Here is a 25,456-nt window from a genome sequence, read left to right on the forward strand (position 1 = left end):
GACGGAGACAAAGCTTCTTTGCGCGGCAAACAAACCGGGACATTTTCTTGAACGCCAGCCTCCTCCGTTCGGTCGTCTATATCGCCGCCCTCTGCGGTCTTTATCTTTCGACGGCAATGCTCGTCCCGGCCATGGTCGACCTCTACTACGGTCACTCCGACTGGCGGGTCTTCGCCACCTGCGCCTTCATGGTCGGCGGGCTGTCGCTGATGGCGGCCATGGCGACGCGCGGGCCGCCACCCACCTTCAGCAAGCGGCTCGGCTTCCTGCTGGTCAACGTGCTGTGGGCGGTCTTCGCCGTGGTCGGCGCCGTGCCCTTCATGTTTTCCGGCCCGGAACTCAGCTTCGCCCAGGCCCTGTTCGAATCGATGTCCGGCATCACCACCACCGGTTCTTCGGTCATCTCCGGCCTCGACACCATGCCCCCCGGCCTCCTGATGTGGCGCTCGCTGCTCGCCTGGCTCGGCGGCATCGGCATCGTGGCCCTCGGCCTCTTCGTCCTGCCCTTCCTGCGCGTCGGCGGCATGTCCTTCTTCAAGATGGAATCGTCCGACACCAACGACAAGCCGTTCGCCCGGCTCGCCACCTTCACCCGTGCCTTCATGGCGATCTATGTCGGCATCACGCTTCTGTGCGCCATGGCCTATGACTTCGCCGGCATGAGCCATTTCGACGCGATCAACCATGCCTTCTCGACTGTGGCGACGGCTGGATTCTCGACCCACGACGCCTCCTTCGGCTTTTTCCAGAGCGATGCGATCCTGTGGATCTCGACCCTCTTCATGACACTCTGCAGCCTGCCGTTCTCGATCCTGATCGTTTTTGCCGTCCGCGGCCGGCTCGATGCCCTGCGTGACCCGCAGATCGTCGTCTTCCTCGGCTATGTGTCGGCCTTCGCCATCGCAACCGCGCTCTACAACCACCTGAAGAACGGCGCCGATCTCCTCGATGCGCTCACCCATTCGTTCTTCAACTTCGCCTCGATCCTGTCGACCACCGGCTTTGCCAGCCAGGACTATCTGCTCTGGGGGCCGTTCGTGGTGATGGCGGCCTTCTTCGCCACCTTCATGGGCGGCTGCTCCGGTTCGACCGCCGGCGGCATCAAGGCCTATCGCTTCGTCATCCTGTTCAACGTCATCACCACCGGCCTGAAGAAGCTGATCTATCCGAACGCCGTCTATTCGGTGCGCTACGGCAAGCAGACGGTCGATGCCGAGACCCAGCGCACGGTCTTCCTGTTCTTCAGCGCCTATGTCTTCCTTTGGGTCATGGGCAGCATGGCCATGTCCGCGCTCGGCTATGACTTCGCCACCTCGACCTCGGCGGTCATCACGGCGCTGTCCAATGTCGGCCCGGGCGTCAGCGCACTGATCGGTCCCGTCGGCAACTTCGCCAGCTTCAACGATCCCGAACTCTATCTCCTGTCGCTGATGATGCTGCTCGGCCGCCTCGAAGTCCTCTCCGTGCTCGTGCTGCTGATGCCGATTTTCTGGCGGACCTGACGAGACCGCTTGACGACTCTCCCCAATTTTTCAGAGTGTGCTCATATTGGCTGAAAAGGGGGACGCGATGCAGGGACGGGCCGCAATCATGGGCAGACGGATGACCGCAGCACTTCTCGCCGCCGCATTGGCGGCCGTATCCGCCGCAACCGTGGCCAGGGCCGGTCCGCTTCTCGATGCGGCCCGCGAGGCGGAAAGCAAGGCCGCCGCCGGCGATGCCGTCGGCGCCTACGACACGATCCGCGACGCCTTCGGCGCCTTTTCCATGACGCTGCCGTTCAGCGTCGGCAAGGCGCTGTTCGTCTCCGAAAAGCCGAAGGCCTACGGCGCCTATGCGGCCAAGCCGGATGCGGTGTTCAAGCCCGGCGAGATGCTGATCACCTATGTCGAACTGATCGGGCTCAGCTGGAAGCCGATGGACGACGGCCTGCAAAGATCCAGTTTCAGCGTCGATTTCGAGATTTCCGAAGCCGACGGCAAGGTCCTCGCCAGCCAGAAGAAGTTCGGCGAGTTCACCTTCACCGGCCTGGAGCGCAACCAGGAGATCTTCACCCACCTGACGCTCGACATCACCGGCGCCGAACCCGGCGACTATGTGTTGAAGTACACGGTCAACGATAATGTCAGCAGCCACTTCACCGCGTTCGAGCAGAAGTTCACGGTGGTGGGGAATTAGAGCCTGTCCGCATCGTGAACGCTGATGGAGACGCGTGGTCGCCTTGTCCCACGGCCGTCTCTCGACCGCGCACTTGCCTTGGTCGGAGATTTCCGCTCACGGAATGGCCTGCGACGCTCACGCCGCCTCGGACGTTCTGCACGCGAGCCGAAGATTTCGACCCCTGACCGGACGATGAGTATGACGCACGGGGGAGAGCGCCGGAACAAGTTCGTGAGGGGACCGTTTTAGCCGAAACCGAAGGAGAAATCCCATGAGACGTCTTGCCGCCCTTTCCCTCTCGCTCGCTCTGGCCGGCTGCACCGCCGTCTCGGGCGAAGTCCAGCCCATCCCCGGCAGCATCACCTATGGCGCGGGGCCATCCACCCGGCTGACCAAATCGCCCGTCGGCAGCACGGTGCTGCACCGTCTGCAGGACCAGTTCGGCAAGGAATGGGAAGAGCGCTACATCGTCCAGCCGGACGGCAGCCTCAAGCTCGTCGCCCGCAGACGCTATCCCGTTCCCACTCTGTAACCGTAAAGGACGGTGGTGCGGGCGGCGGGGATCGAACCCGCACAGCCGAGGCCGAGAGATTTTAAGTCTCTTGCGTCTACCAGTTTCGCCACGCCCGCGCGGCAACCTGTTTCACCGACTTGGGCGTGAAGGTCAAGGGCGGGAATTGGGTCAAGCGGATCAGGCTTCGGCGGTAAAGGCGACGCCCAGTTCCTTGGGATTGCGCCATTTGACGGTGCACTGTCGCACGCTGCCGTCCTCGAAGTTCAGCTGGAAGGCGTCGGGCACGCCGAAGGTCTGTTCGAGCACCAGCTTGGCGCCCACGGACGAGAGATTGCGGACCATGCAGTCGAAGGTGGAATAGCCGCCCGGCAGCACGATCCGGGCCGCCTTCAGCGCGCGAAGCCTCGTTGCAGTGCGCCTTTCGTCCATGGCATTGCGTCCTTTCCGGTTCGCCCGACGCTAGACCATCATTCGCTAATTTTTTCCCCGGTTGTGACAGCTATATCTGCTCCTCTCAAAATCGAGGGGCGGAGGTTTCCCCCCGCCCCTCGATCACCCCGCAAGGGGACGATTGTCTCCTGTCATGCTCAGGCGAGCTTGGCCGCGATCTTGGCGACATGGGCGCCCTGGTAGCGGGCGGCTTCCAGCTCGACCTCGGAAGGCTGACGCGAGCCGTCGCCGTCGGTGATAGTCGAGGCGCCGTAGGGCGAGCCGCCCTTGACCGCTTCGACGCCAGACTGGCCCGCAAAGGCGTAAGGCAGGCCGACGACGACCATGCCGTGGTGCATCAGGGTGGGGATGAAGCCGAGGATGGTCGATTCCTGGCCGCCGTGCTGGGTGGCCGACGAGGTGAAGATCGAGCCGACCTTGCCGACCAGCTTGCCCTGCGCCCACAGGCCGCCGGTCTGGTCCCAGAAATTGCGCATCTGCGAGGCGACCGTGCCGAAGCGGGTGCCGGCGCCGACGATGATCGCGTCATACTGGTCGAGTTCAGCCGGGGTGGCGATCTCGGCCTTCTGGTCCATCTTGAAATAGGAGGCCTTGGCGACGCTTTCGGGAACCAGTTCCGGCACGCGCTTGACGGTGACGTCCGCGCCGGCCGACTTCGCGCCTTCGGCAGCGGCATAGGCCATGGTTTCGATGTGGCCGTAAGCGGAATAGTAGAGAACCAGTACCTTAGCCATTTCGTATCTCCTTGTGGATGGACGCTACGCGCCCGCGTTGAATCCGATGAAGGATATGTAGCCTACTGCGGGTCGCGGACCAGCCATCGCCGCGGTGACGCACTGTTCACTCTTCCGTGCGGGAAATCGTTCCGCCCTGTCATATTTTCCGAACCGCTCCACCCGCGGCTCAGCGCTCTTGCCAAGCCAAGCCGAGCCGATAGAACTGCTTGGCCAACCGATCGGGACACGCCCATGACTGACACGACCATCAAGACCGCCGCCATGCTCGCCATCGGCGACGAACTCCTGTCCGGCCGGACCAAGGACAAGAATATCGGCCACCTCGCCGAGGTTCTGACGCTGGCCGGGATCGACCTCAAGGAGGTGCGGATCGTCGGCGACGAGGAGGACGAGATCGTCACCGCCCTCAATGCGCTGCGCGCCCGCTACACTTACGTCTTCACCTCCGGCGGCATCGGGCCGACCCACGACGACATCACCGCGGATGCCGTGTCGAAGGCCTTAGGCGTGCCCTGCCGGCACGATGCCGAGGCCATGCGGCTGCTGGGCGAGATGTACGAGCGGCGCAACATGGAATTCACCGAGGCCCGCCAGCGCATGGCGCGCATGCCCGAGGGCAGCCGCCACATCCCCAATCCGGTCTCGGTGGCACCCGGCTTCATCATCGGCAATGTCCATGTGATGGCCGGCGTGCCGCAGGTCTTCCAGGCCATGCTCGATTCGGTCGTCGCCACGCTACCGGCCGGCGCCAAAGTCCTGTCGCGCTCGATCGCCTGCCCGTTCGGCGAAGGCGACATCGGCACCCTGCTCGGCGCGGTGCAGAAGGCGCATCCTCAGACCTCGATCGGTTCCTATCCGCATTTCGACGGCCAGCGCTTCTCCACCGAACTGGTGGTGCGGGCGCGCGGTGGTGCGGCGCTCGAAGCGGCGGCGCGCGCCGTCGAGGCCATGATCGACGCGCTGACGGCAGAGCGCGAAGGCGAACGCGCCAAGGATCTCGGCACCGGCGAACTTGCCTGAGAAGTTCGCGCGAAGCCACGGCCGCTATTGACCGAAGTCAAGGAAGGCCCCAAGGATTGGCGCCATTAATCGATCATGCGGGATGCGACCATCACCGCTCGAGGGAGATCAATATGGGCTACAAAACCATTCTTGCCGTCCTGGACACGCCCAGGAACGCGCAGCAAATCACAGATTTCTCCATTTCGCTCGCCGAGCAGTTCCAGTCGCACGTCATAGGCCTGCATGCCGAGGCGCTGGCCACCGTTCCGCTGGTTGCGCCGATGGAGATCCCCGATCCGGCGACCGTCCAGGCACTGCAGGACATGGCCCATGCCGAGACGCTCGACGTCGAGAAGATCTTTCGCGAACGGGCCGAACGCAACGGCACCTCCTATGAGTGGCGCAGCTTCGTCTCGTCCGCCGGCTTCAACGCCTCCTCGCTGATCGACAGCGCCCGCAATTGCGACCTGGTGATCGCCGCGCAGGGAGAGAACACCATTCTGTCGGAGAGCCGTGCCGACCTCGAGAACTTCCTGTTCGAGAGCGGCCGCCCGGTCATGCTGGTTCCCTACATCCTGAAGGAGCCGAAGCCGATCAAGCGCGTGCTCATCGCCTGGAACGGCTCGCGCGAGGCGGCCCGCGCCACCTTCGACGCCCTGCCCTTCCTCAAGGCTGCCGAATCCGTCGAGGTCTTTTCCGTCGATCCGCCGGAAACCCGCACCCAGTCGGCCGCCATGGCCGGCGCCGAAATTGCCGCGACGCTGGCGCGCCATGGCGTCAAGATCACCGTCGTGTGCCAGGAAGCGGACCATCTGCCGGCGTCTGCGGCGATCGCGAACCGTCTGTCCGACAGCTCGATCGACCTTCTGGTCATGGGCGCCTACAGCCACAAGCGCTGGTGGGAAGTGCTGTTCGGCGGCGTCACCCGCACGGTGCTCGAATCGATGACGGCGCTGACGCTGCTTTCGCGCTGACGCGATGGGGCAAGCCCTTGCCTTGCCCCTTCGATTACCGCTAATAGCAGCGGGCAAGGACCAAGGCCCTTGCGGGCACGTTTCGCGCGGCATCGTCCGCGCGATCAGCGTTTCGGGCACAGGCCCGGCGCTGTCGCAATTCCCGCAACCGGCCGGTCCCGAAGCCGCCGGGGAAAGCCGGCATCTGATAAAACACGCCTGCGCGGAGCCCAAGACCGATGTCCCTGCCCGATAAAGCCTTTCCCGTTTCCTGGGATCAGTTCCACCGCGATGCCCGGGCGCTGGCCTGGCGGCTGGCCGGCCTCAAACAGGATTTCCGCGCCATCGTCTGCATCACCCGCGGCGGCCTGGTGCCGGCGGCGATCATTTCGCGCGAGTTGAACATCCGTCTGATCGAAACGGTCTGCATCGCCTCCTATCACGACTATACCAGCCAGGGCGAGATGAACCTCTTGAAGGGCATTTCCGCCGAACTGACCACGGAGGGTGGCCAGGGCGTGCTGGTCATCGACGACCTGACCGATACCGGCAAGACGGCGACCGAGGTCCGGGCCATGATGCCGAAGGCCCATTTCGCCTGCGTCTACGCCAAGCCGAAGGGCGTGCCAACGGTCGACACCTTCGTCACCGAAGTCAGCCAGGATACCTGGATCTATTTCCCCTGGGACATGGGCTTCACCTACCAGGAACCGATCGCCAAGAACCATCGCGGCTGAGCGGCAGCGGCCACACAGGCGTCGCACGGCATGAAACGAAAAGGGGCGCGATGATTTCGCGCCCCTTTTCGTTGAGTTTCGGCTCCGGGGCCGGCCTCAGATGACGCTGAAGTCCAGATGGGTCAGCAGCAGGTTGGGATTGAGCACGGCGATCAGCGTGCTGCCGCCGGCCGCGCTGCCGTTGCTGTCATAGTAGAGCTCACCCGTATCGCTCTCGTAGATCAGCCGGTCGCCCGCATCCGCCGCGAGCCCGGTGGTGTTGCGAAGAAACGCCGTCGATGCGAGCGCGCCGGCCGCACCGAGCGCAGTGAACACGCCGTTCTCCAGCCAGATCACGTCGTCGGCGACCGAGAAGTCGGTAATGCGGTCGACATTGGTGGAGGCGTTGAGGGCTGTATTGAAGACGAAGACGTCGGCGCCTGCCCCACCCGTGAGCGTGTCATTGCCAAGTCCACCGAGCAGACGGTCGGCCCCATTGCCACTGCTCAAGCTGTCATTCGCCGCTCCGCCGTCCAGGACGTTGTTGCCGGCATTGCCGATGAGAACATTGGCCAACGCATTGCCCGCGCCGTTGATATTGCCGGTGCCGAGCAGCGTCAGGTTCTCGATCGTCGAATAGCCGCCAAGCGAGCGGGTGATCGTCGAGGTGATCCTGTCGATCCCGCCGCTATCGCTCACCGTGTCGTTCTCTGCGCCCAGCACATAAGTGTCGTTGCCCGCCCCGCCGACAAGCGTATCGGCTCCGGTGCCGCCGTCGAGCACGTTATTGCCGGAATTGCCGGTGAGGATATTGGCAAGGCCGTTGCCCGTGCCATTGATGTTGCCGGTGCCGGCCAGCGTCAGCCGCTCGATCATCGAATAGCCGGCGAGCGAACGCGTGATCGTCGAGGTGATCGTATCCGTCCCGCTGCTATCGCTCACCGTGTCGTTCTGTGCGCCCAACACATAGGTGTCGTTGCCCTCCCCGCCGACAAGCGTATCGGCTCCAGTGCCGCCGTCGAGCACGTTATTGCCGGAATTGCCGGTAATGAGATTGGCAAGGCTGTTGCCCGTACCGTTGATATCGGCGGAGCCCGTCAGCGTGAGGCGCTCGATCGCCGCATAGGCAGCCAGGGTGCGGCTGATCGTCGAGGTGATGGTATCCGTGCCGGCGGCGTCGATGACCGTGTCGTTCTCGTTCGTCAGCGCGTAGATGTCGTTGCCGATGCCACCGTTCAGCGTGTCGTTGCCGCCCCGGCCGAACAGAAAGTCGTTGCCGGCGCCGCCGCTGAGAACGTTGGCTGCACTGTTGCCATAGAGAATGTCGTTTCCGGATCCGCCGGTCGCGTTCTCGATGATCGTCCCGCGGGCGATACCGAGGTTTCCGATCAGCCCTCCCGTATTGGAATAGGCTTCGGGATTGAGATCGATCCTCTGGTCGGCGGTCACCCAGCTGAAATTGAGCGTGTCGATGCCGCCGGTATCGACGATCGTGCGGGCCACGTGACCGCCGAAATCCGACTGGAAGTTGTAGGTGTTGTTACCCGCGTTGATCGCGGTGATACCATAAAGTTCGCGCATGGCCAGAATGTCGGCGACCATCGGCGTGACGATGAAGGCATAGCTCGCTTCGACGTAGGTGTTTTCCTCCTGCGAGAAATAGGACATGATCGAGGCCTGCCACGAATCATTGGCATAATGGTTGTCGACGCCGTAGGTCGCTGCACCATTGTAGTTGCCGGCATGGCCAAGGCCCAGGGCATGGCCGATCTCATGAATATAGGTCTGCAGCGAATAGCTGTTGCGCGTCGTACCGTAGCTGGCGAGCCAGTCGGTCGAAATGTTGACGAAGGACGAGACGATCGTGCTGCCCGTGGTCGTCGAGGTCGAATAGGCGCCTGTATCGCTGTCGTCGAAAGAGATCTGCGCCGTGCCGGATGTGAGTGTGAAGCGGATGCCGGTCGCTGCGGTCCAGGCATTGAACGCCCAGATCGCCATTTGTTGGCCGGCCCCGGTGAGCGCCGTAATATTGACGGTCAGGGCCTGGCCGGCATCGATGTCGAAGGCACGGCGGCTGGCGCCGTTCGACGACCAATAACCATCCGTCAATTGGTCGGCGATCTGGTCGTTGGTGTAGACGGTCGGCGGCGGCGCGACGGCAGTGGTCAGGGTGTAGCCACCTAAGCCCGCGTTGTTGTAGCTGGCGACATTGAGATAATAGGAGCCGCTGGCGCTCGCGGTGAAGGTGATCGAGGAATATAGCGTACCACCGGCGTCGTCATTCGACGCAAGTACCGTTCCGCCAGAATTGCGCAGTTGAAGAACCGTGTCGGCAACAGGGCTGCCACCCGAACCGGTGACCGCGAACGTATAGGTCTGGCCCGCCGTCAGCTGAACCCGCACCCAGTCCTGATCGCCCACCGGCGACAAGGCGCCGGTGAAGCTATCGCCCACCGCCATGGTATAGCCCGTGCCGGTGCCGGCTGCGGCGTCGGTGGTCTCGGTAAAGCTGGCATTCGTGGCGGCGGACGTCGCCGCAAGCACGGAAGAACTGTCGTTGATGCCCATTGCGGCAAATCTCCTCGCCTGGATCAGGATTTCGGGAACTGGATTTTCGATGCCATGACAAGACCGCGCGCGAATTCGCGCAGCGACCGCTTGTTCAATTCCGCATCGGAGATTGTCGTGGTGATGACGGGCCCGAGCACGTAGCCGCCGGCCGAATTCTTCTTGCCGCTCCAGGCAAGGCGCCCGGCGATCGCGTGCTTGTCGACCTTGAGGATATCGAGTCTGATGACATTGCCGACGGGCTTATCCGCGGCAGCGCCCTCGCGCACCATCAGTTGCGGAAATTTCAGCCGCACCTCCCTGGCCACCTCGGCGCAGGCCGCCTTGTAGACATCGGCATTCTTGGCCGTCGCGGGCGCGTCGCAGTAGAGGACAGGGACGCCTGCGGCGGAAGCACTGCCCGTCCCGACAATCGCCATCATGAAAGGTACCATCCAGGTAAAATATTTCATCGAGTAACCGGGCTCTACACAGCGCAAGTGCGCGTTGGGCGTGTGCTGGAATTAATAGGATCATCTCCATTTGGCAATGCCGGATGCACGCCCGGCGAGACCATGTTTGGCCCTAGTCCATCTGCCCACGCGAAGCTGGACGGACACAAAACTGTGGCTGAAATCCTTTCGTGAAGGTTAATGCCGTACGCGAACGGCATCTGCCAAATCCCGCCGCCGGCAGCGGTTCGCGGAAAATCCAAGCGATTCCATCGACATGGCTCCTTTCCCCGTTTTCCACAGCCGGTAACCACAATATCTTGTATTAATAATTTCGTCATAACCCACCCCTTGACGGAATCAGGCCTTTCAAAGTTAATGCATTCTTATGTTGCGGCGGCGACTGAACCGGACATAACGAGGTCGGTTCGTTCCAGTAAATCGCGAGGCGTAAGCGCGGGTCCGGGCCATGAGGCCTTAAACCCGATTGGGCTTTCTGCGCGATTTCAACCGCCGAAAACATGATGCGGGGACTGGCGGCAATAATCTGTTAATACTATATTTAGCGTTTGCAGCCAAAATCACCACAAGATACAGAGTGTCCATCTCCGGATGATTCACCTGACTGACGGATGAAAAAACTGGCTGCGCGCGTTCAACCGAGCAGCCGGACGGGACTTCTTGCGCCGTCGGCGGCGCTTAAATATCGAGGGACGAAGATGCGCATTGAAAGACGTTTCACCAAGCCGGGCCAATCGCCCTATGCCGAGATCGAATTCCGTAAGGCGTTGAGCGAAATCAAGAACCCCGACGGCTCGATCGTCTTCCGGCTGGCCGACATCGACGTGCCGACGCAGTTCTCCCAGGTCGCCACCGACGTTCTGGCACAGAAGTATTTCCGCAAGGCCGGCGTGCCGAAGATCCTCAAGCGCGTCGAGGAGAATGACGTCCCCTCCTTCCTGTGGCGTTCCGTCCCCGACGCCGAAGCGCTGAAGGCGCTGCCGGAAAACGAGCGCTACGGCTCGGAAACCGATGCCCGCCAGGTCTTCGACCGTCTGGCCGGCACCTGGGCCTACTGGGGCTGGAAGGGCAAGTATTTCACCTCGGAAGAAGACGCCCTCGCCTTCCGCGACGAACTCGCCTACATGCTCGCCACCCAGCGCGTCGCCCCGAATTCGCCGCAGTGGTTCAACACCGGCCTGCACTGGGCCTATGGCATCGACGGCCCCGGCCAGGGCCATTTCTACATCGACCCGTTCACGGCCAAGCTCGTCAAGTCGAAGTCGGCCTATGAGCATCCGCAGCCGCATGCCTGCTTCATCCAGTCGGTCGGCGACGACCTCGTCAACGAAGGCGGCATCATGGACCTGTGGGTCCGCGAAGCGCGCCTGTTCAAGTACGGCTCCGGCACCGGCTCCAACTTCTCCTATCTGCGCGGCGAAGGCGAAAAGCTCTCGGGCGGCGGCCGCTCGTCCGGCCTGATGAGCTTCCTCAAGATCGGCGACCGCGCCGCCGGGGCGATCAAGTCGGGCGGCACGACGCGCCGCGCCGCCAAGATGGTCGTCGTCGACATCGACCATCCGGACATCGAGGAATACATCAACTGGAAGGTCAAGGAAGAGCAGAAGGTGGCGGCCCTCGTCACCGGCTCGAAGATCGTCGCCCGGCACTTGAAGGCCATCATGAAGGCCTGCGTCAACTGCTCGGCCGAGAACGACGCCTGCTTCGACCCGAACCAGAACCCGGCCCTGAAGCGCGAAATCCGCGCCGCCAAGAAGGACCAGGTTCCGGAAAGCTACGTCAAGCGCGTCATCCAGTTCGCCCAGCAGGGCTACAAGGACATGGAGTTCAAGACCTACGACACCGACTGGGATTCGGAAGCCTATCTCACCGTCTCCGGCCAGAACTCCAACAATTCCGTCTCGCTGAAGGACGACTTCCTGCGTGCCGTGGAGAATGACGGCGACTGGAACCTGACCGCCCGCAAGGACGGCCGCGTGATGAAGACGCTGAAGGCCCGCGACCTGTGGGAGAAGATCTCCTATGCCGCCTGGGCGTCTGCCGATCCGGGCCTGCACTTCAACACGACGATGAACGACTGGCACACCTGCCCGGCCGCCGGCCCGATCCGCGCGTCCAACCCGTGCTCGGAATACATGTTCCTCGATGACACGGCCTGCAATCTCGCCTCGCTGAACCTCCTGCAGTTCAAGGACGCCGGGACCAAGAAGATCGACATCGCCGATTACGAGCATGCCGTTCGCCTGTGGACCGTCGTTCTGGAAATCTCGGTCATGATGGCGCAGTTCCCGTCGCGCCAGATCGCCGAACTCTCCTACGAATACCGCACGCTCGGCCTCGGCTATGCCAATATCGGCGGCTTCCTGATGTCGTCGGGCATTCCCTATGATTCGGCGGAAGGCCGTGCGTTGTGCGGCGCGCTGACCGCCATCATGACCGGCGTGTCCTATGCGACGTCTGCCGAAATCGCCTCGGAGCTCGGCCCCTTCCCGGGCTATCAGCCGAACCGCGACAACATGCTGCGCGTCATCCGCAACCACCGCCGCGCCGCCCATGGCCTGTCGGACGGCTATGAAGGCCTGTCGGTCAACCCGGTTCCGCTCGTCCATTCGGAATGCACCGACCCGGCGCTGGTCGCCCATGCGACGGCCGCCTGGGACAAGGCGCTGGAACTCGGCGAAAAGCACGGCTATCGCAACGCCCAGGTCTCGGTCATCGCGCCCACCGGCACGATCGGCCTCGTCATGGACTGCGACACCACCGGCATCGAGCCCGACTTCGCGCTGGTCAAGTTCAAGAAGCTCGCCGGCGGCGGTTACTTCAAGATCATCAACGGTGCGGTGCCGGAAGCGCTGCGCACGCTCGGCTATACCGAGAGCCAGATCGCCGAGATCGAGGCCTATGCCGTCGGCCACGGCAACATCAACCAGGCACCGGGCGTCAACCCCGGGACGCTCGCCGCCAAGGGCTTCACCGCCGACAAGATCGAGGCGATCAACGGCGCGACCAAGGCCGCCTTCGACATCAAGTTCGTCTTCAACCAGTGGACGCTCGGCGCCGACTTCCTGAAGGACACCCTCAAGGTGGCTGACGAGCAGCTCGCCGACATGAGCTTCAACCTGCTCGAGCATATCGGCTTCTCGAAGAAGGACATCGAGGCTGCCAATATCCACGTCTGCGGCGCGATGACGCTCGAAGGCGCGCCCTTCCTCAAGGCCGAGCACCTGCCGGTGTTCGACTGCGCCAATCCGTGCGGCAAGATCGGCAAGCGCTATCTGTCGGTCGAAAGCCACATCCGCATGATGGCGGCCGCCCAGCCGTTCATCTCGGGCGCGATCTCCAAGACCATCAACATGCCGAACGAGGCGACCGTCGAGGATTGCGGCGCGGCCTACATGCTGTCGTGGAAGCTGGCGATCAAGGCCAACGCGCTCTATCGCGACGGCTCCAAGCTCTCCCAGCCGCTCAACGCCTCGCTGATCGAGGACGAGGAGGACGAGGATGCGCTGGACGACCTGATCCAGCAGCCGACCGCCGCCCAGGCGGTCACCGTCACCGAGAAGATCGTCGAGCGCGTCATCGAACGGGTGGTGCGCGAGCGCGAAAAGCTGCCGAACCGCCGCCAGGGCTATACCCAGAAGGCCACCGTCGGCGGCCACAAGGTCTATCTGCGCACCGGCGAATTCGGCGACGGCCGCATCGGCGAGATCTTCATCGACATGCACAAGGAAGGGGCCGCCTTCCGCGCGATGATGAACAATTTCGCCATCGCGATTTCGCTCGGCCTGCAATACGGCGTGCCGCTCGAGGAATATGTGGAGGCCTTCACCTTCACCAAGTTCGAGCCGGCCGGCATGGTGCAGGGCAATGACGCGATCAAGAACGCCACGTCGATCCTCGACTACGTGTTCCGCGAACTCGCCGTCTCCTATCTCGGCCGCCACGATCTGGCGCATGTCGACACCTCGGACTTCTCCAACACCGCGCTCGGCAAGGGGATTTCCGAAGGCAAGACCAACCTGATCTCGACCGGCTGGACGCGCGGCTACAAGCCGACGCTGGTGGCCGGCGGCGGCCTCGACCGCACGCTCGGCGAACCGAAGGGAGCCGCCGCCGGCGCGCCGACCAAGGCCTCGTCCGGCGGCAGCGTCACCGCCTTTGCCGGCTCGGCCGCCCGCAAGCTGGAGGTGACCACAGCCATCTCGACCTCGGAAATCGTCGCCTTCAAGCGCGACTACGAGGAACGCGCCGCGGAAGAGATCGCCGAATCCGGCACCGAGGAAGCCACGGCGCTCTTCTCCGACAAGGCCGCGGCGGATGCCGCGGCCGCCAAGGCCGACGCCAAGAAAAAGGAAGCCGACCGCCGCATGCGCTCGATCGCGCAAGGCTATACCGGCAACATGTGCTCCGAGTGCCAGAACTTCACCATGGTGCGGAATGGTACGTGCGAGAAGTGCGACACGTGCGGTGCGACGAGCGGGTGCTCTTGAAGGAGCTCAGGAATAAGCCGCACAGCCACTTTTCCAGCATATAAACGTACATAAGTTGAACCCGCGGTGATTGAGTTTACCGCGGGTTTTCCGTTCTTAAACTATAACTTCCATAGATAGTTGGGCACAAAAATATGAAAACGAAAGATCCTCAATTCAAGAATGAGAAATGGCGTCTTAGTTGGCTTGCCGCTGCGACCGTAGTAACGGTTTTATATCTATTATTCCTATTTGCAGTTTTATTGCCAAATACATCTTCTTGCTCCAGCAACGATGGAAGTTTCCTGTCGAGAATATTATCTTGCCGCACCCCGAATGAACTCGGCGATTTCCTATCTGGGGCCTTTGCGCCCGTAGCTTTTTTGTGGCTGGTCGCCGCAGTGCTGATCCAGGCGCAAGAGCTTCGTGCCCAACGGGAGGAACTGGCCATGACCCGCCAGGAACTGGCCGACAGCAGAGAGGTCATGAAGGAGCAAGCAGAACAGGCCCGAAACCAAGCGGTACAGGCTCAGCGACAGGCAAATTTCATCGGCGAGCAAACTGAGAATCTCAAAAGGCAGGCGGAAGACTATTACAGAGAGAAGCAAGATCGGATGTTCGATGAGATGCTTCGCGCCCTTCACAAGTCGTCAATATCACGGCTGAGCAACGTTTCTTGCCACATTCAAACCGATGGCGGGATGAATCTCTTCAGTTTTCCAAACCTTAGGGAATTCGAACATGAGAGAGCTCTATTTCAAGTGAGTCAAATTCTAACGCACATTGCAGAAGCGATGAAACAGCTCGCACCTTCCGCCAAATGGCCAATCCCGGAGGACCGCTTTTCCTCCATTTTGGAAGGCTTGGAAACGCTAATATCAATGGAGGATCGGCTTTCCCCGGCGGGACAGATCAAGCTGGCCTCGTTGGGACTGAAAAGCAGCAGAAATTCTATCTCGGAGATAAACCGGCTGAAAAATGAACGAGATAGCGCGGCACTGCACAACTGATAGTCCGGCGATCACCAGACTGCTGTTGTCGTAGAGTATGCTGAACCGCAGAGAATTTCTAATTTGATCCGAAAGCCCAAACACGCGATACAGCAGAAAACACCAAAATACTGGAAACCCGTACCTACCCATGCTAGATTTCGAGTGGGACGACGACAAGGCGATGGCCAATCTTGCGAAGCACGGTGTCAGCTTCGCAGATGCCGCGGCCGTGTTCGATGACCCGTTCGCCCTCGACATCGAGGACCGATCGATGGACTACGGGGAAGTCAGGCGCCGTGTTGTCGGCATCGGCCACGGACGGCATCTGACCGTCGCCTACACCGAGCGTGGCGAGACGATCCGGCTGATCTCGGCCAGGCGGGCGACCCGCGCGGAACGCAGGGAGTATAACAATGCCAGATGGTAAAACCACGCCGTCGGACTGGTCCCGCCTCGACGCCATGAGCGACGCGGAAGCGGACGCCAACGCGCTCAGCGACCCCGACAACCCGCCGCTTACGACGGATCAGCTCCGCGCCGCGCCGCGTATGCCCCAGGTCAAGGTCATCCGCCGGGCCTTGCGTCTGACCCAGGAAGCGTTTTGCGCGCGCTATCAGATCCCGCTCGGCACGCTGCGCGACTGGGAACAGGGCCGTTCGGAGCCCGATGCCCCTGCCCGCGCCTATCTGAAGGTGATCGCCGTGGACCCGGACGGCGCCGCAAAGGCGCTGGCCAAAGGCGCCGCCTGAACGCCCCCCACAAACCAGAAAAGGCGCCGGTCACCCGGCGCCCTTTGCTCACCCAGGCCTCTGAAAGAGACTAGAACTTGTAGTTTACGCCGCCCTTGATCACGTGGTCGCTGACGTCGGTCTGCGAGGTCGTGACGCCGTCGAAGCTGCGCACGTCGTTGGTGCGGACATAGTTGTATTCGACCTTGGCGGAGAGGTTAGCGTTGAGGTTCTGCTCGACGCCGACCCCGAGCAGGTAGCCGGGCTTCCAGCCGTCGGGGCCACCGACATTCTTGCCGTCGCGCAGGCTGGTCATGGCCATGCCGGCGGTACCGTAGAGCAGCGTTTCGCCGAGGGCCGCACCGGCCTTGGCCTTGGCGGCCACGCGGTGGCGCTCCTTCAGATTGCCGCCGGGCACGTCGACTTCCGTGTCGCCGAGATGCGAATATTCGAGTTCGCCGCCGACGATCACGCCCTTGACCTCGGTATTGTAGCCGCCCTGGATGCCGCCCATGAATTCCTTGTCGCCGGAAAACGGGTTGATGCGCTCGGACGACATGCCGGCATGGATACCGGCATAGGCGCCGGTGAAGCCGGAGGATGTCGCGGCCGGTTCCTCATAGGCGGGGGCAGGTTCGTCATAGGTCAGATCGGCGGCGCAGACAGGGGTGGTTGCAAATGCCGCCGTCAGCACCAGCGCGAAGGACTTCACGGTCTTGGTCATAGGTTTACTCCATACAGAGCCCACATCCGAAGGGAGCGGGCGAATACTCAGGTACACAAGCCTGCCGCGGCGCGGTCCCTCCCGCCGGACCATGCCCCCGGCGATCCCGCGCGACCGGCAGGCTCCCTTTAAGTTTCATGAATCAATAAACACTTCCTTAACCGACGCGGCGCGTTCTGGCGTTCTCAAGCAGAACCCCCAAAGCGCTGCGCCGGCGGCAAGCGATCGGTTAGGCCTAAGGGTCAGGCGAAGGACGCCGAAAGGGTGATCGGCACCGCCTTCAGCGCCTTCGAGACCGGGCAGCCGACCTTGGCCTGCTCGGCGATCTGCTTGAACTTCGCCTCGTCCATGCCCGGCACACGGCCTTCGAGCGAGAGCGCGATCGCGGTGATCTCAAAGCCTTCGCCGACCTTGTCGAGCGACACCTTGGCGAGCGTTTCCAGGCTTTCGGCCGGCGACCCCGCCTCCTCCAGCATCTTCGACAGCGCCATGGTGAAGCAGGCGGCGTGGGCCGCGCCGATCAATTCTTCGGGATTGGTGCCGGCGACGCCCTCGAACCGGGTCTTGAAGCCGTAGGGCTGCTGCTTCAACGCGCCGCTTTCAGTCGAAACGCTGCCGCGCCCGTCCTTCAATCCGCCGCTCCAGTGGGCGGAACCATGTTTCTGAATGGCCATTGGCTGTTCTCCTTGTCGATATGCGCAGACTGCCTGTCGCCATGGAGAAACACCGCCGGCGCCGATCTGTTCCCTGCCCCCTGCTGCGCGGGCGTCAGCCCCGGCCTCGCGGCGGAGCCGACAGCCCCCATCCGCCCCCGCCCTTCGAGGGTCGCTTCCGCTCCCGCCTCAGGGTGAGGGCTTCCGTCGTGCGCCCTGGCGAGGCATTCCCACGGCCAACTCGCGGCGAGAGCCGCCGTCGTGCGCCACCCTCATGCTGAGGTGCCCGAGCAAGGCGAGGGCCTCCAAGCGTCCGGCCTCCCCCCTCTGCCCTGCCGGGCATCTCCCCCTCAAGGGGGGAGATCAGCCCCGCCTTGCCGTCCTGCCCACCGCCAACCACCCAAAGCCCGGCCACCGACCACCCGACGCCGGCCCATCAACCATATCCTCCAGCGCCCACCCATCGTCGGTCAGCCCACCCATCGTCGGTCAGGCCGGCAATGCGGCCGGCGGGCGATCTCCCCCCTTGAGGGGGAGATGTCGGCGTAGCCGACAGAGGGGGGTGACCGCGTGCGACCACCGCAAAAACCGGGGAAGTTCCGGCCCGTTTCCCCAGCAAAATCAGCACCCAGCACGACGATTCATCCCCGCCCCCGCGCCATGCCCGATACTGCCCCCGTCCCGCCATCGGTTACACCGGTTAGCGTTGCCGGCGAGGCGGGACCGGTGCCCGGGGTGCGCGGTCGAGACGCGGACCGCTTCTCCGGGGCCTGGCATGAAGGGTCTCCCTCTCGCCTGAAACAGGGCGGGGCGTGCCTGTGGGGCACACATGATTGGACCGGCGACTGGCGGGGGTCTCCCCCGGCTTTCGTGGCGCGGCGGGCAAGAACGATAACAAGCACCCGCGAGCGCAACACTGGAAAAGGTGCCGTCATCCGCGCAGAGAGACCGAGTTTGCCCGGCAAAAGACACCGAACGGGACACGATCGGGTGTCATGTAATTTACCTTAGTCGCGGCACGCGATCGTGTCCCGGCCGACTACCCCTCCCCAAAAAAGGGAGGACACCGGAATGAACCATGCCACGGGGCGCAACCGCCCGCGTGAGGGAATAGCCGTATTCACCGCATGCGCGACTGGACAGCCGCGTCCCGTCCGGCCATCAAGGCCATCAGCATTGCCCCGAACCGCGAGTCGGTCTGCAGGAAGGATAGCCCCATGCCGAGCCCCATCATCGAAGCGGTGCCCGACCACCCGGCCGAGGAAGACCGCTATGCCGTCTACACCGCGCTGAGAGACTACAACACCGCCCAGACGGGAAGGAGCGACCGGCCGGACTTCGCCGTGCTGGTGCGCCATCCGGAAACCCGCGCCGTCGAGGGCGGGCTCTGTGGCGAGGAAAGCTTCGGCTGGGCCTTCATCCGCTATCTCATCGTGCCCGAGGCCTATCGCGGCCAGGGCATCGGCAGCCGCCTGATGGCGGAGGCGGAGAAGATCGCGCGGGATCGCGGCTATGTCGGCATCTGGCTCGACACCTACGAGTTCCAGGCCCGGCCGTTCTACGAAAAGCTCGGCTACCAGGTCTTCGGCGAGCTCGAAGGCGGCAATGGCGCCCACGGCCAGTTCTTCCTGAAGAAGCGCTTCTGACGTCGGCCACTGCGACACTCAGCCATGATACCGGCCATCGCGCCAAACGGACAGCCCGCCGACGGCGGCCGCCGTCAGCCGCCGAGCGCGGCGATGAGCTTTCCGGCGGCGCGCTCGCCGCTGATGAAGGCGCCGTGCGCCGTGCCGTGATGTTCGAAGATCGTGTGCTCGCCGGCGAGGAACAGCCGGTCGGCGACCGGTTCGGCGAGCCCGTCGAAATCGGTGGGCGTGCAGCCGACCGCCGGATAGGAATAGACGCCGAGCGCGAAGGGATCGCGCGACCATTGCGCAGCGACGATCGTCTCCGGCGGCCGTGCCTCGGCCCCGAACATCTCGCCCAGCACCGCGCTGATGTCGGCCTGAAGCTCGGCCTCGCTCATGGCTTCGGACTTCAGCGCATAGTCGCCGGTCGAGACCAGGGTGAGGATGCTGGCGCCGCTCACCGGCATGAGGTTGATCATGGTCGGCCAGCGGCCGCGCTCCCTGGCGGCGTAGCTGAGGAACTGCGTCTCCTTGGGCCAGAAGCAGCGGTCGAACTTGAGCGACACCTTGGTGACCGCGCCGAAGCCGAGGCTGGCGATCGCGCCGGCATGGCGCTTCGGCAGCGGCGGATCAAAAACCACATGGCCGGCCTTCAGCACGCCGAGCGGCAGCGTCGAGATGACATGCATGCCGCTGTGGCGCTCTTTCGCCGTCTCGACCACGACCTTGCCGTCGCCATGGGAAATGCAGCGCACCGGTTCGCCGAGCCGGATGTCGAGCCCCTTGGCCAGCCCCTCGACGACGCGCCCGAAGCCGTCCGGCAACAGGGCTTCCGGGCCGTCGAAGCTGCGGTCCTCGCCATATTGCAGGGCCGAGATCCGCGACAGTGGCGCGCCGGCATCGTCCTCGATCTCGCTCGACAGCATCCAGCCGGAGAGCGGGTCCTTGAGCATGCCCGGATCGAGCTGGTCGATCGCCTCCAGCAGCGACACGTCGCTGTCCTCGTCCGCCTCGTCGGCGACCTTCTCGAGGACGGCATCGTAAGCGTCGATCGCGTCCTCCAGCTCCCAGTCCTCCGGACGCTCCCCGCCCGGCAGCCAGACCTCGTAATCGTCGTAATCGCTGAAATAGGTGGCGAGCTTCCGGTCGCGGACCAGGCCGGCGAGCGGATTGCCGTTCAGGCCGTGCAACCAGCTCGCGCCGCGCTCGACGGCGACGCCGAGGCTGCGGTCGGTGCTGATCCGGCCACCGATCCGGTCGCGGGCTTCGAGGACGATCACCGCGATGCCGCGATCGCTAAGCATCCGGGCGGCCGCAAGCCCGGCGATCCCGGCGCCGACGACGATGACCCGCGGCTTGCCCGCCGCAGCGGCGAAGGCCGGCCTGATCGCCGGGCTCGCCAGCAGCGTGCCGGCGGTTCCGGCAGAAAGCGCGAGCAGGCGTCGCCGTGTCAGCTCAGGCGGCATGGATTGCTCCGTGGCCATGGCGTGGCGCCGCGTCAGGTCCGCCGCCGTCGCCGTCATGGCAATAGCCCTCGGCGCGTTCGTCCCCGGCGAAGCAGGCCCGGCCGCGGCCGCCATCCTTCGAAGCATAGAGCGCCCGGTCGGCCGTCGCCATGATGGCATTGGCGCCCGCTGCATCGTCCGGGGCGATCGCAATGCCGAGGCTGATGCCGACATCGGTGGTGATGCCGTTGTCGAGCGTGATCGGCTGACCGACGGCAGTCATGATCTGGCTGGCGAGCAGGGAAAGACGGACACGGTCGCTGAAGGCGGTGACCAGGATGACGAATTCGTCGCCGCCGATGCGTCCGACCAGGCCGCTTGCGCCGACGATCTCTGCCATCCGGTCCGCCACAGTCCTGATCACCAGGTCGCCGGCGGCGTGACCCCAGGTGTCGTTGATCGCCTTGAAGCGGTCGAGGTCGCAGGCGATGACGGCAAAGCGCGAAACCGCCGCCTTGGTGGAAGCCGCCTCGAGCGCATGGCCGAAGCTCAGCCGGTTGGCAAGGCCGCTCAACGGGTCGCGAAGGGCAAGCGCCCGGTTGCGCTGCTCGCTCTCCTCGAGCCGCAGCGACAGCCGGCGGATATGGTGGACGATGAACAGGCTGGCGAACGCCAGCAGCGAGGAAAGCAGGATGCTGACGGGCACCACCACCTGCCAGATATGCGAGCCGGGGGCGGCGCCCTTCCAGTCGAAGCTGCCGATCGCCCGGCCGGAGGCGGAGACCAGCGGCACCTTGCCAGCGGCGCCCGGGCCGAAGGTCAGGTCGGCGAAGTCGAGCTGCGAGTTCAGGTCGCGCACGAGATCGCCGTCGATCGGCTTGGCCGAGATGACGATGAACGGCGCGCCATCGGGCAGCGCCACCTCCTCGTCGTCGGGAACCACCGCCATGGCGGTGGCGATCATCGGCTCGCCGTCGATCTCGGCAATGGCGAATTCGGCGATCCGGCCGACCTCGCTGCTCGTCACCTGCTTCTGGCCGTAGCCGCCGGCAATGGCGATGCGACTGGCGTTGTGGCGATCGACGGCGCGCTTGGCGATGAGCGCCAGATCGCCCGCCGGGTCGGCGGTGCGGCGGGTGAAATCCACGCGGTCCTCGTGGGCCGACATGACGATCTCGCCGTTCGGATCGAACAGGAAGGTGCGGTCATGGCCGAAATCATACCAGAGCGAACCGACGAACTCCTCCTCGATGAAGGCCTCGCGGAACTTGAGTGCGATGTATTTGACCGAGCGGTCCCAGCGCGCAACGCTCAACTGGTCTCGGGCAATCAGGCTCTGGCGGTCCTTCAGCGCGTTGACGAACAGGGTGCGCTCGGTCACGGCAGCCTGCTGGTCGGCCTCCTCGGAGGCGATCCGGCCGACATAGAGCAGCGACAGCGTGGACAGGCCGATCAGCGTCGCCGCGAAGGCAAGCACCAGCCGCGACAGCCGTCGCGGCGATACCTGCGTACCGCTTCCATCGGTTCCGTTCTCTGCCGTCATCTCGCCGCGCCCGTGTGCCTGTCGTCCGAGCAGTATCCCGGCGAGCGCTTAAGACCCGCTTAAATTGGGGGAGCAGGAGATCGCCTCGCGCCGGTATAATTGATGGAAAATTAAGTAACCGGCGGATGCAGAGGAAAAACCCCGGTGGAGTGGGCCGGGGTTCAAGTGGAGCGGGAGTGGATTTTCTGGAGGGAATGCGTGTGAAGGCGCGGATCAGCTCTTCATCGGGTCGCGGCGGCGCCAGTTGCGAAGACGCATGCGGGGAGCGATGAGACGGGCGACGAACGGGGCCGCCACCAAGGAGAGGACGACCACCAGCGGCAGCAGGTACTTGGCGTTCTCGGCGAGAGCCGGCACGGAGAGAACCGTAATGGCGCCCGCGCCGAAGATGACGGCATTCACCATCATCGAAACGAAGAAGGTAAGATAGGTGTCGGTCTTCATCGGACTGCTCCTGACGTTGATCTGTTGACGGTCAAACGCCGGGTCGGCCGGATTGTTCCGAAAAAGCCGCGAGCACGATCCGACAAGCGCCTGACGGGTCGCGGCAAACGCTTCCTTAACTGCGAAGACGCTAAACTGCCGTCTGCAATTTCAACCGACAAACGAGGAGCAGAATGGCCAAGCCGACCTTCCGCTTTACCCACTACGACCTCAAGGAACAGCGCGCCGGCGCCATCATCGAGGTGACGCTTTCCGCCGTCAACAATGTGCGGCTGATGACGCCGGGCAACTTCCAGCGTTTCAAGGAAGCCCTCGATTTCAAGTATCTCGGCGGCGTGGCGAAAAAGTCGCCGATCAGGCTCGCCATCCCCGAAAGCGGCCACTGGCACCTGATCGTCGACATGGAAGGCCATCACGGCCTTGCCGATTCCTCAGTCAAGATGATCGCCGCGCCGGCAGCGGCCAAGGCGTCCTGAGCCCGGGCGTCAGCCGCCCCGCTCGCGCCTGAGCTTCGCCCACCAGTCCAGCCGCTTGCGGATCTCGCGCTCGAACCCCCGTTCCGGCGGATCGTAGAAGGTCTTGCGGCCCATCTTCTCGGGGAAATAGTCCTGGCCGGAAAAGGCGTCCGGTTCGTCGTGGTCGTAGCGATAGCCGTCGTTGTAGCCTTCCGCCTTCATCAGCTTGGTCGGCGCGTTGAGGATGTGCTTCGGCGGCAGCAGCGAGCCGTTCTCCTTGGCGGCGCGCATCGCCGACTTGTAGGCCATGTAGACGCCGTTCGACTTCGGCGCGGTGGCGAGATAGACGCAGGCCTGCGCCAGCGCCAGTTCGCCTTCCGGCGAGCCGAGATAGTCATAGGCGTCCTTCGCCGCGTTGCAGATAACCAGCGCCTGCGGATCGGCCAGGCCGATGTCCTCGACCGCCATGCGCACGAGCCGCCGCCCGAGATAGAGCGGATCCTCGCCGGCATCGAACATGCGGCAGAGATAGTAGAGCGCGGCATCCGGATCGGAGCCGCGCACCGACTTGTGCAGCGCCGAGATCAGGTTGTAGTGGCCGTCCTGGCCCTTGTCGTAGACGGGGGCGCGGCGCTGGACGATGCGGGTCAGGCCCTCGGTGTCGAACACCTCGCCTTCCCGCGCCGCCCGCCAGACTTCCTCCGCCAGCGTCAGCACGGCGCGGCCGTCGCCGTCGGCCATGCGGATGAGGCTTGCCCGCGCGTCGGCGTCGAGCGGCAGCGGCTTGCCCTCCACCTCCTCGGCCCGCTTGAGGAGCGTGCCGAGGCTTTCCTCGTCATGCGGCTTGAAGGTGAGGACCCGGGCGCGCGACAGAAGTGCGGCGTTGAGTTCGAAGGACGGGTTCTCCGTCGTGGCCCCGACGAGGATCACGGTGCCGTCTTCCATGACCGGCAGGAACCCGTCCTGCTGGGCGCGGTTGAAGCGATGGATCTCGTCGACGAAGAGCAGCGTCTGGCGGCCGTCCATGCGGCGCATGCGGGCGGCCTCGAAGACCTTCTTCAAGTCGGCGACGCCGGAGAAGATCGCCGAGATCTGCTCGAAAGCCAGCCCCGCCTCGCCGGAGAGCAGCCGCGCAACCGTCGTCTTGCCGGTGCCGGGCGGCCCCCAGAAGATCATCGAGCCGAGCGAGCCGGAGGCGATCATGCGGGCGAGAACGCCGTCCTCGCCGGTCAGGTGCTCCTGGCCGGTGACCTCGGCCAGCGTCTTCGGCCGCAGCCGGTCGGCGAGCGGCCGGCGGGCCTCCACATCCTTGGGAACATGCGGCGCGAAGAGATCGCTCATCGGAAGATCTGCCGGATGCGCTGGCCCTCGCGTTCGATCTCGACCCGCCAGAAGCCCGGATCGTCGGCAATGGCCTCAGCCATGGCTTCGGTCGAGGTGACGTTGACGCCGTTGACCGAGATGACGATGTCGTGCGGGGCAAAGCCGAGGCGTGCGGCCGGCGAACCGGCGATGATATCGGTGATCACGACGCCGGTGACTTCGGACGGCATGCGCAGCTCGTAGGCGAGCCTCGGTGAAAGATTGGCGACCTTGGCCCCGGCAAAGGGACTGCCACCCTCGATCAGCCGCTCGTCGCGCGGCGTGGTCTCCGGCGCGCCGGCCAGCGTCATGGCGATCTCCGATTCCCGGCCGTTCTCACGGATGGAGAGCGTCACCGTCTTGCCCAGACCGGCGGTCGTCAGGCGGTAGCCCAGCGCATCGGGATGCTCGACCGGGATTCCGTCGATCGCCACCACGACCTGCCCCGGCTTGAGGCCCGCCTTGGCCGCCGGAGCGCCCTCTGCAACCCGGACGACGAGCGCGCCGCGCACCTTGTCGAGCCCGAGCGCCTCGGCGACGTCGGAGGTGACGGGCTCGAAGCTCGCGCCGACATAGGGCCGCTCGAAGGTGGCCTCGCCCCGCTCGGCCGCGGCGAGGAAAACCTTGACCAGGTTGGCGGGGATGGCAAAGCCGATGCCGTTCGAGCCGCCGCCCTTGGAGAAGATCGCCGTGTTGATGCCGAGCAGTTCGCCCTTCATGTTCATCAGCGCGCCGCCGGAATTGCCCGGATTGATCGAGGCGTCGGTCTGGATGAAGAAGCCGAAATCGCCCTCCGTCACCCGGTTGCGGGCAAGCGCCGAGACGATGCCGCTCGTCACCGTCTGGCCGACGCCGAAGGGATTGCCGATGGCCAGCACCAGATCACCGACCTCGACCTTGTCGCTGTCGCCGATGACGAGCGCGGGCAGCGCCTCCTTGGCGTCGATCTTGAGCACCGCGAGGTCGATACGCTCGTCCTTCAGCACGACCTTGACCGGGAACTCGCGGCCGTCGGAGAGCGCCACCTTGATGTCGTCGGCACCGTCGATCACGTGGTTGTTGGTGACCACCATGCCGTTCGCGCCGACGATGACGCCGGAGCCGAGCGAGGACTGCTTCTCCGTGCGGTTCGGCATGCGCTGTCCGAAGAACTGCTCGAAGAAGGGATCACCGGCGAAGGGCGAGGCGCGGCGCTGCACCATGCGCTCGGCATAGACGTTGACGACGGCGCCATGGGTCTGCTTGACCAGCGGCGCAAACGACATCTGCATCTCGGAAGCCGACTGGGGAACGCGGAGCTCCTGCGCGAAGATCGGCGCCGGCAGCGCGACGAGAAGCGCAAGCGCCGAAACAGCCAAACCACGAACGATGCCCTGCATGGGGTACTCCTCATTGTTTCCAAGGATCAATAGGCGCCGGACAGGCAAAAGAAAAGCGCCGGCGCCGCACCGGACGGCGCGT

Annotated in this window: 23 protein-coding genes and 1 tRNA gene; 12 read left to right on the plus strand and 12 right to left on the minus strand. The window is 64.1% G+C overall.

The genetic code is table 11. The features are described from left to right. The first annotated feature begins 47 nt into the window (after positions 1-47). From AC07Y0_RS09870 to AC07Y0_RS09880, 3 genes are all read left to right on the plus strand, one after another. A complete protein-coding gene (locus tag AC07Y0_RS09870) occupies positions 48-1,502 on the plus strand; it encodes a TrkH family potassium uptake protein (RefSeq protein ID WP_498676804.1) in 1,455 nt (484 codons plus the stop codon). 100 nt (positions 1,503-1,602) lie between these two features. Next, positions 1,603-2,178 carry a hypothetical protein gene (locus AC07Y0_RS09875; protein WP_498676806.1) on the plus strand — a complete coding sequence of 192 codons (576 nt, stop codon included), beginning with the start codon at positions 1,603-1,605 and terminating at the stop codon, positions 2,176-2,178. Positions 2,179-2,431: 253 nt separating this feature from the next. After that, positions 2,432-2,692, plus strand: coding sequence for a hypothetical protein (locus AC07Y0_RS09880; RefSeq protein ID WP_498676808.1), 261 nt, complete (start codon positions 2,432-2,434; stop codon positions 2,690-2,692). 13 nt (positions 2,693-2,705) lie between these two features. Here AC07Y0_RS09880 and AC07Y0_RS09885 read toward each other — a convergent pair. The 3 genes from AC07Y0_RS09885 to wrbA all read right to left on the minus strand — a co-directional run bounded on the left by AC07Y0_RS09885 (position 2,706) and on the right by wrbA (position 3,858). Beyond that, positions 2,706-2,790, minus strand: a tRNA-Leu gene (locus tag AC07Y0_RS09885). Between the two features lie 61 nt (positions 2,791-2,851). After that, complete coding sequence (locus AC07Y0_RS09890) at positions 2,852-3,103, minus strand: PilZ domain-containing protein (protein WP_498676811.1); 252 nt, start codon at positions 3,101-3,103, stop codon at positions 2,852-2,854. A gap of 158 nt (positions 3,104-3,261) precedes the next feature. After that, entirely contained in the window at positions 3,262-3,858 is a 597-nt protein-coding gene (wrbA, locus tag AC07Y0_RS09895) for an NAD(P)H:quinone oxidoreductase type IV (RefSeq protein WP_498676814.1), read from the minus strand. 234 nt (positions 3,859-4,092) lie between these two features. On the opposite strand from wrbA, the gene AC07Y0_RS09900 reads away from it, so the two are divergent. The 3 genes from AC07Y0_RS09900 to gpt all read left to right on the plus strand — a co-directional run bounded on the left by AC07Y0_RS09900 (position 4,093) and on the right by gpt (position 6,553). Continuing rightward, positions 4,093-4,881, plus strand: a complete 789-nt coding sequence (locus AC07Y0_RS09900; RefSeq protein WP_498676815.1) for a competence/damage-inducible protein A — start codon at positions 4,093-4,095, stop codon at positions 4,879-4,881. 113 nt (positions 4,882-4,994) lie between these two features. Further along, positions 4,995-5,837, plus strand: a complete 843-nt coding sequence (locus AC07Y0_RS09905) for a universal stress protein (RefSeq protein WP_498676817.1) — start codon at positions 4,995-4,997, stop codon at positions 5,835-5,837. A 218-nt stretch (positions 5,838-6,055) separates the two neighbouring features. Further along, positions 6,056-6,553: a xanthine phosphoribosyltransferase gene (gene gpt, locus AC07Y0_RS09910; protein WP_498676818.1), complete on the plus strand. Its 498-nt coding sequence runs from the start codon at positions 6,056-6,058 to the stop codon at positions 6,551-6,553. 96 nt (positions 6,554-6,649) lie between these two features. Here gpt and AC07Y0_RS09915 read toward each other — a convergent pair whose 3' ends face one another. Both AC07Y0_RS09915 and AC07Y0_RS09920 read right to left on the minus strand, forming a co-directional pair. After that, positions 6,650-9,100: a M10 family metallopeptidase C-terminal domain-containing protein gene (locus tag AC07Y0_RS09915; protein WP_498676820.1), complete on the minus strand. Its 2,451-nt coding sequence runs from the start codon at positions 9,098-9,100 to the stop codon at positions 6,650-6,652. Between the two features lie 23 nt (positions 9,101-9,123). Next, a complete protein-coding gene (locus AC07Y0_RS09920; RefSeq protein ID WP_498676822.1) occupies positions 9,124-9,522 on the minus strand; it encodes a hypothetical protein in 399 nt (132 codons plus the stop codon). Positions 9,523-10,250: 728 nt separating this feature from the next. Between AC07Y0_RS09920 and AC07Y0_RS09925 the strand changes: the two genes are divergently transcribed. The 4 genes from AC07Y0_RS09925 (at position 10,251) to AC07Y0_RS09940 (ending at position 15,762) form a co-directional block, all read left to right on the plus strand. Continuing rightward, a complete protein-coding gene (locus AC07Y0_RS09925) occupies positions 10,251-14,042 on the plus strand; it encodes a vitamin B12-dependent ribonucleotide reductase (protein WP_498676824.1) in 3,792 nt (1,263 codons plus the stop codon). A 134-nt stretch (positions 14,043-14,176) separates the two neighbouring features. Next, positions 14,177-15,031: a hypothetical protein gene (locus AC07Y0_RS09930; protein WP_498676826.1), complete on the plus strand. Its 855-nt coding sequence runs from the start codon at positions 14,177-14,179 to the stop codon at positions 15,029-15,031. Between the two features lie 130 nt (positions 15,032-15,161). After that, positions 15,162-15,440, plus strand: coding sequence for a BrnT family toxin (locus AC07Y0_RS09935; protein ID WP_498676828.1), 279 nt, complete (start codon positions 15,162-15,164; stop codon positions 15,438-15,440). A gap of 34 nt (positions 15,441-15,474) precedes the next feature. Next, a complete protein-coding gene (locus AC07Y0_RS09940) occupies positions 15,475-15,762 on the plus strand; it encodes a helix-turn-helix domain-containing protein (RefSeq protein ID WP_498680208.1) in 288 nt (95 codons plus the stop codon). 70 nt (positions 15,763-15,832) lie between these two features. Here the strand turns inward: AC07Y0_RS09940 and AC07Y0_RS09945 are convergent, their stop codons facing one another. Together AC07Y0_RS09945 and AC07Y0_RS09950 are read right to left on the minus strand one after the other, a co-directional pair. Continuing rightward, positions 15,833-16,465 (minus strand): outer membrane protein, encoded by a 633-nt coding sequence (locus AC07Y0_RS09945; protein ID WP_498676830.1) that lies wholly within the window; start codon positions 16,463-16,465, stop codon positions 15,833-15,835. Between the two features lie 242 nt (positions 16,466-16,707). Further along, complete coding sequence (locus AC07Y0_RS09950) at positions 16,708-17,139, minus strand: OsmC family protein (RefSeq protein WP_498676832.1); 432 nt, start codon at positions 17,137-17,139, stop codon at positions 16,708-16,710. A gap of 1,196 nt (positions 17,140-18,335) precedes the next feature. Between AC07Y0_RS09950 and AC07Y0_RS09955 the strand changes: the two genes are divergently transcribed. Beyond that, positions 18,336-18,764: a GNAT family N-acetyltransferase gene (locus AC07Y0_RS09955; protein ID WP_498676834.1), complete on the plus strand. Its 429-nt coding sequence runs from the start codon at positions 18,336-18,338 to the stop codon at positions 18,762-18,764. A 74-nt stretch (positions 18,765-18,838) separates the two neighbouring features. On the opposite strand, the gene AC07Y0_RS09960 is transcribed toward AC07Y0_RS09955, so the two are convergent. The 3 genes from AC07Y0_RS09960 to AC07Y0_RS09970 form a co-directional block, all read right to left on the minus strand. Beyond that, a complete protein-coding gene (locus AC07Y0_RS09960; protein ID WP_498676835.1) occupies positions 18,839-20,212 on the minus strand; it encodes a flavin monoamine oxidase family protein in 1,374 nt (457 codons plus the stop codon). After that, a complete protein-coding gene (locus AC07Y0_RS09965) occupies positions 20,202-21,734 on the minus strand; it encodes a diguanylate cyclase domain-containing protein (RefSeq protein ID WP_498676837.1) in 1,533 nt (510 codons plus the stop codon). The genes AC07Y0_RS09960 and AC07Y0_RS09965 overlap by 11 nt, the downstream gene beginning before the upstream one ends. Before the next feature lie 213 nt (positions 21,735-21,947). Further along, positions 21,948-22,178, minus strand: a complete 231-nt coding sequence (locus tag AC07Y0_RS09970; protein WP_498676838.1) for a hypothetical protein — start codon at positions 22,176-22,178, stop codon at positions 21,948-21,950. Between the two features lie 173 nt (positions 22,179-22,351). Here AC07Y0_RS09970 and AC07Y0_RS09975 point away from each other — a divergent pair, with 173 nt between their 5' ends. After that, positions 22,352-22,654, plus strand: coding sequence for a DUF1883 domain-containing protein (locus AC07Y0_RS09975; RefSeq protein WP_498676841.1), 303 nt, complete (start codon positions 22,352-22,354; stop codon positions 22,652-22,654). A gap of 9 nt (positions 22,655-22,663) precedes the next feature. Here the strand turns inward: AC07Y0_RS09975 and AC07Y0_RS09980 are convergent, their stop codons facing one another. Further along, the gene (locus AC07Y0_RS09980; protein WP_498676843.1) at positions 22,664-23,974 is read right to left on the minus strand and encodes a replication-associated recombination protein A; all 1,311 of its coding nucleotides are present in this window, start codon (positions 23,972-23,974) and stop codon (positions 22,664-22,666) included. Next, positions 23,971-25,374: a DegQ family serine endoprotease gene (locus tag AC07Y0_RS09985; RefSeq protein WP_498676845.1), complete on the minus strand. Its 1,404-nt coding sequence runs from the start codon at positions 25,372-25,374 to the stop codon at positions 23,971-23,973. The genes AC07Y0_RS09980 and AC07Y0_RS09985 overlap by 4 nt, the downstream gene beginning before the upstream one ends. Positions 25,375-25,456 lie beyond the last annotated feature (82 nt).

This window comes from Allorhizobium sp. GW101-3B10, assembly GCF_059424725.1.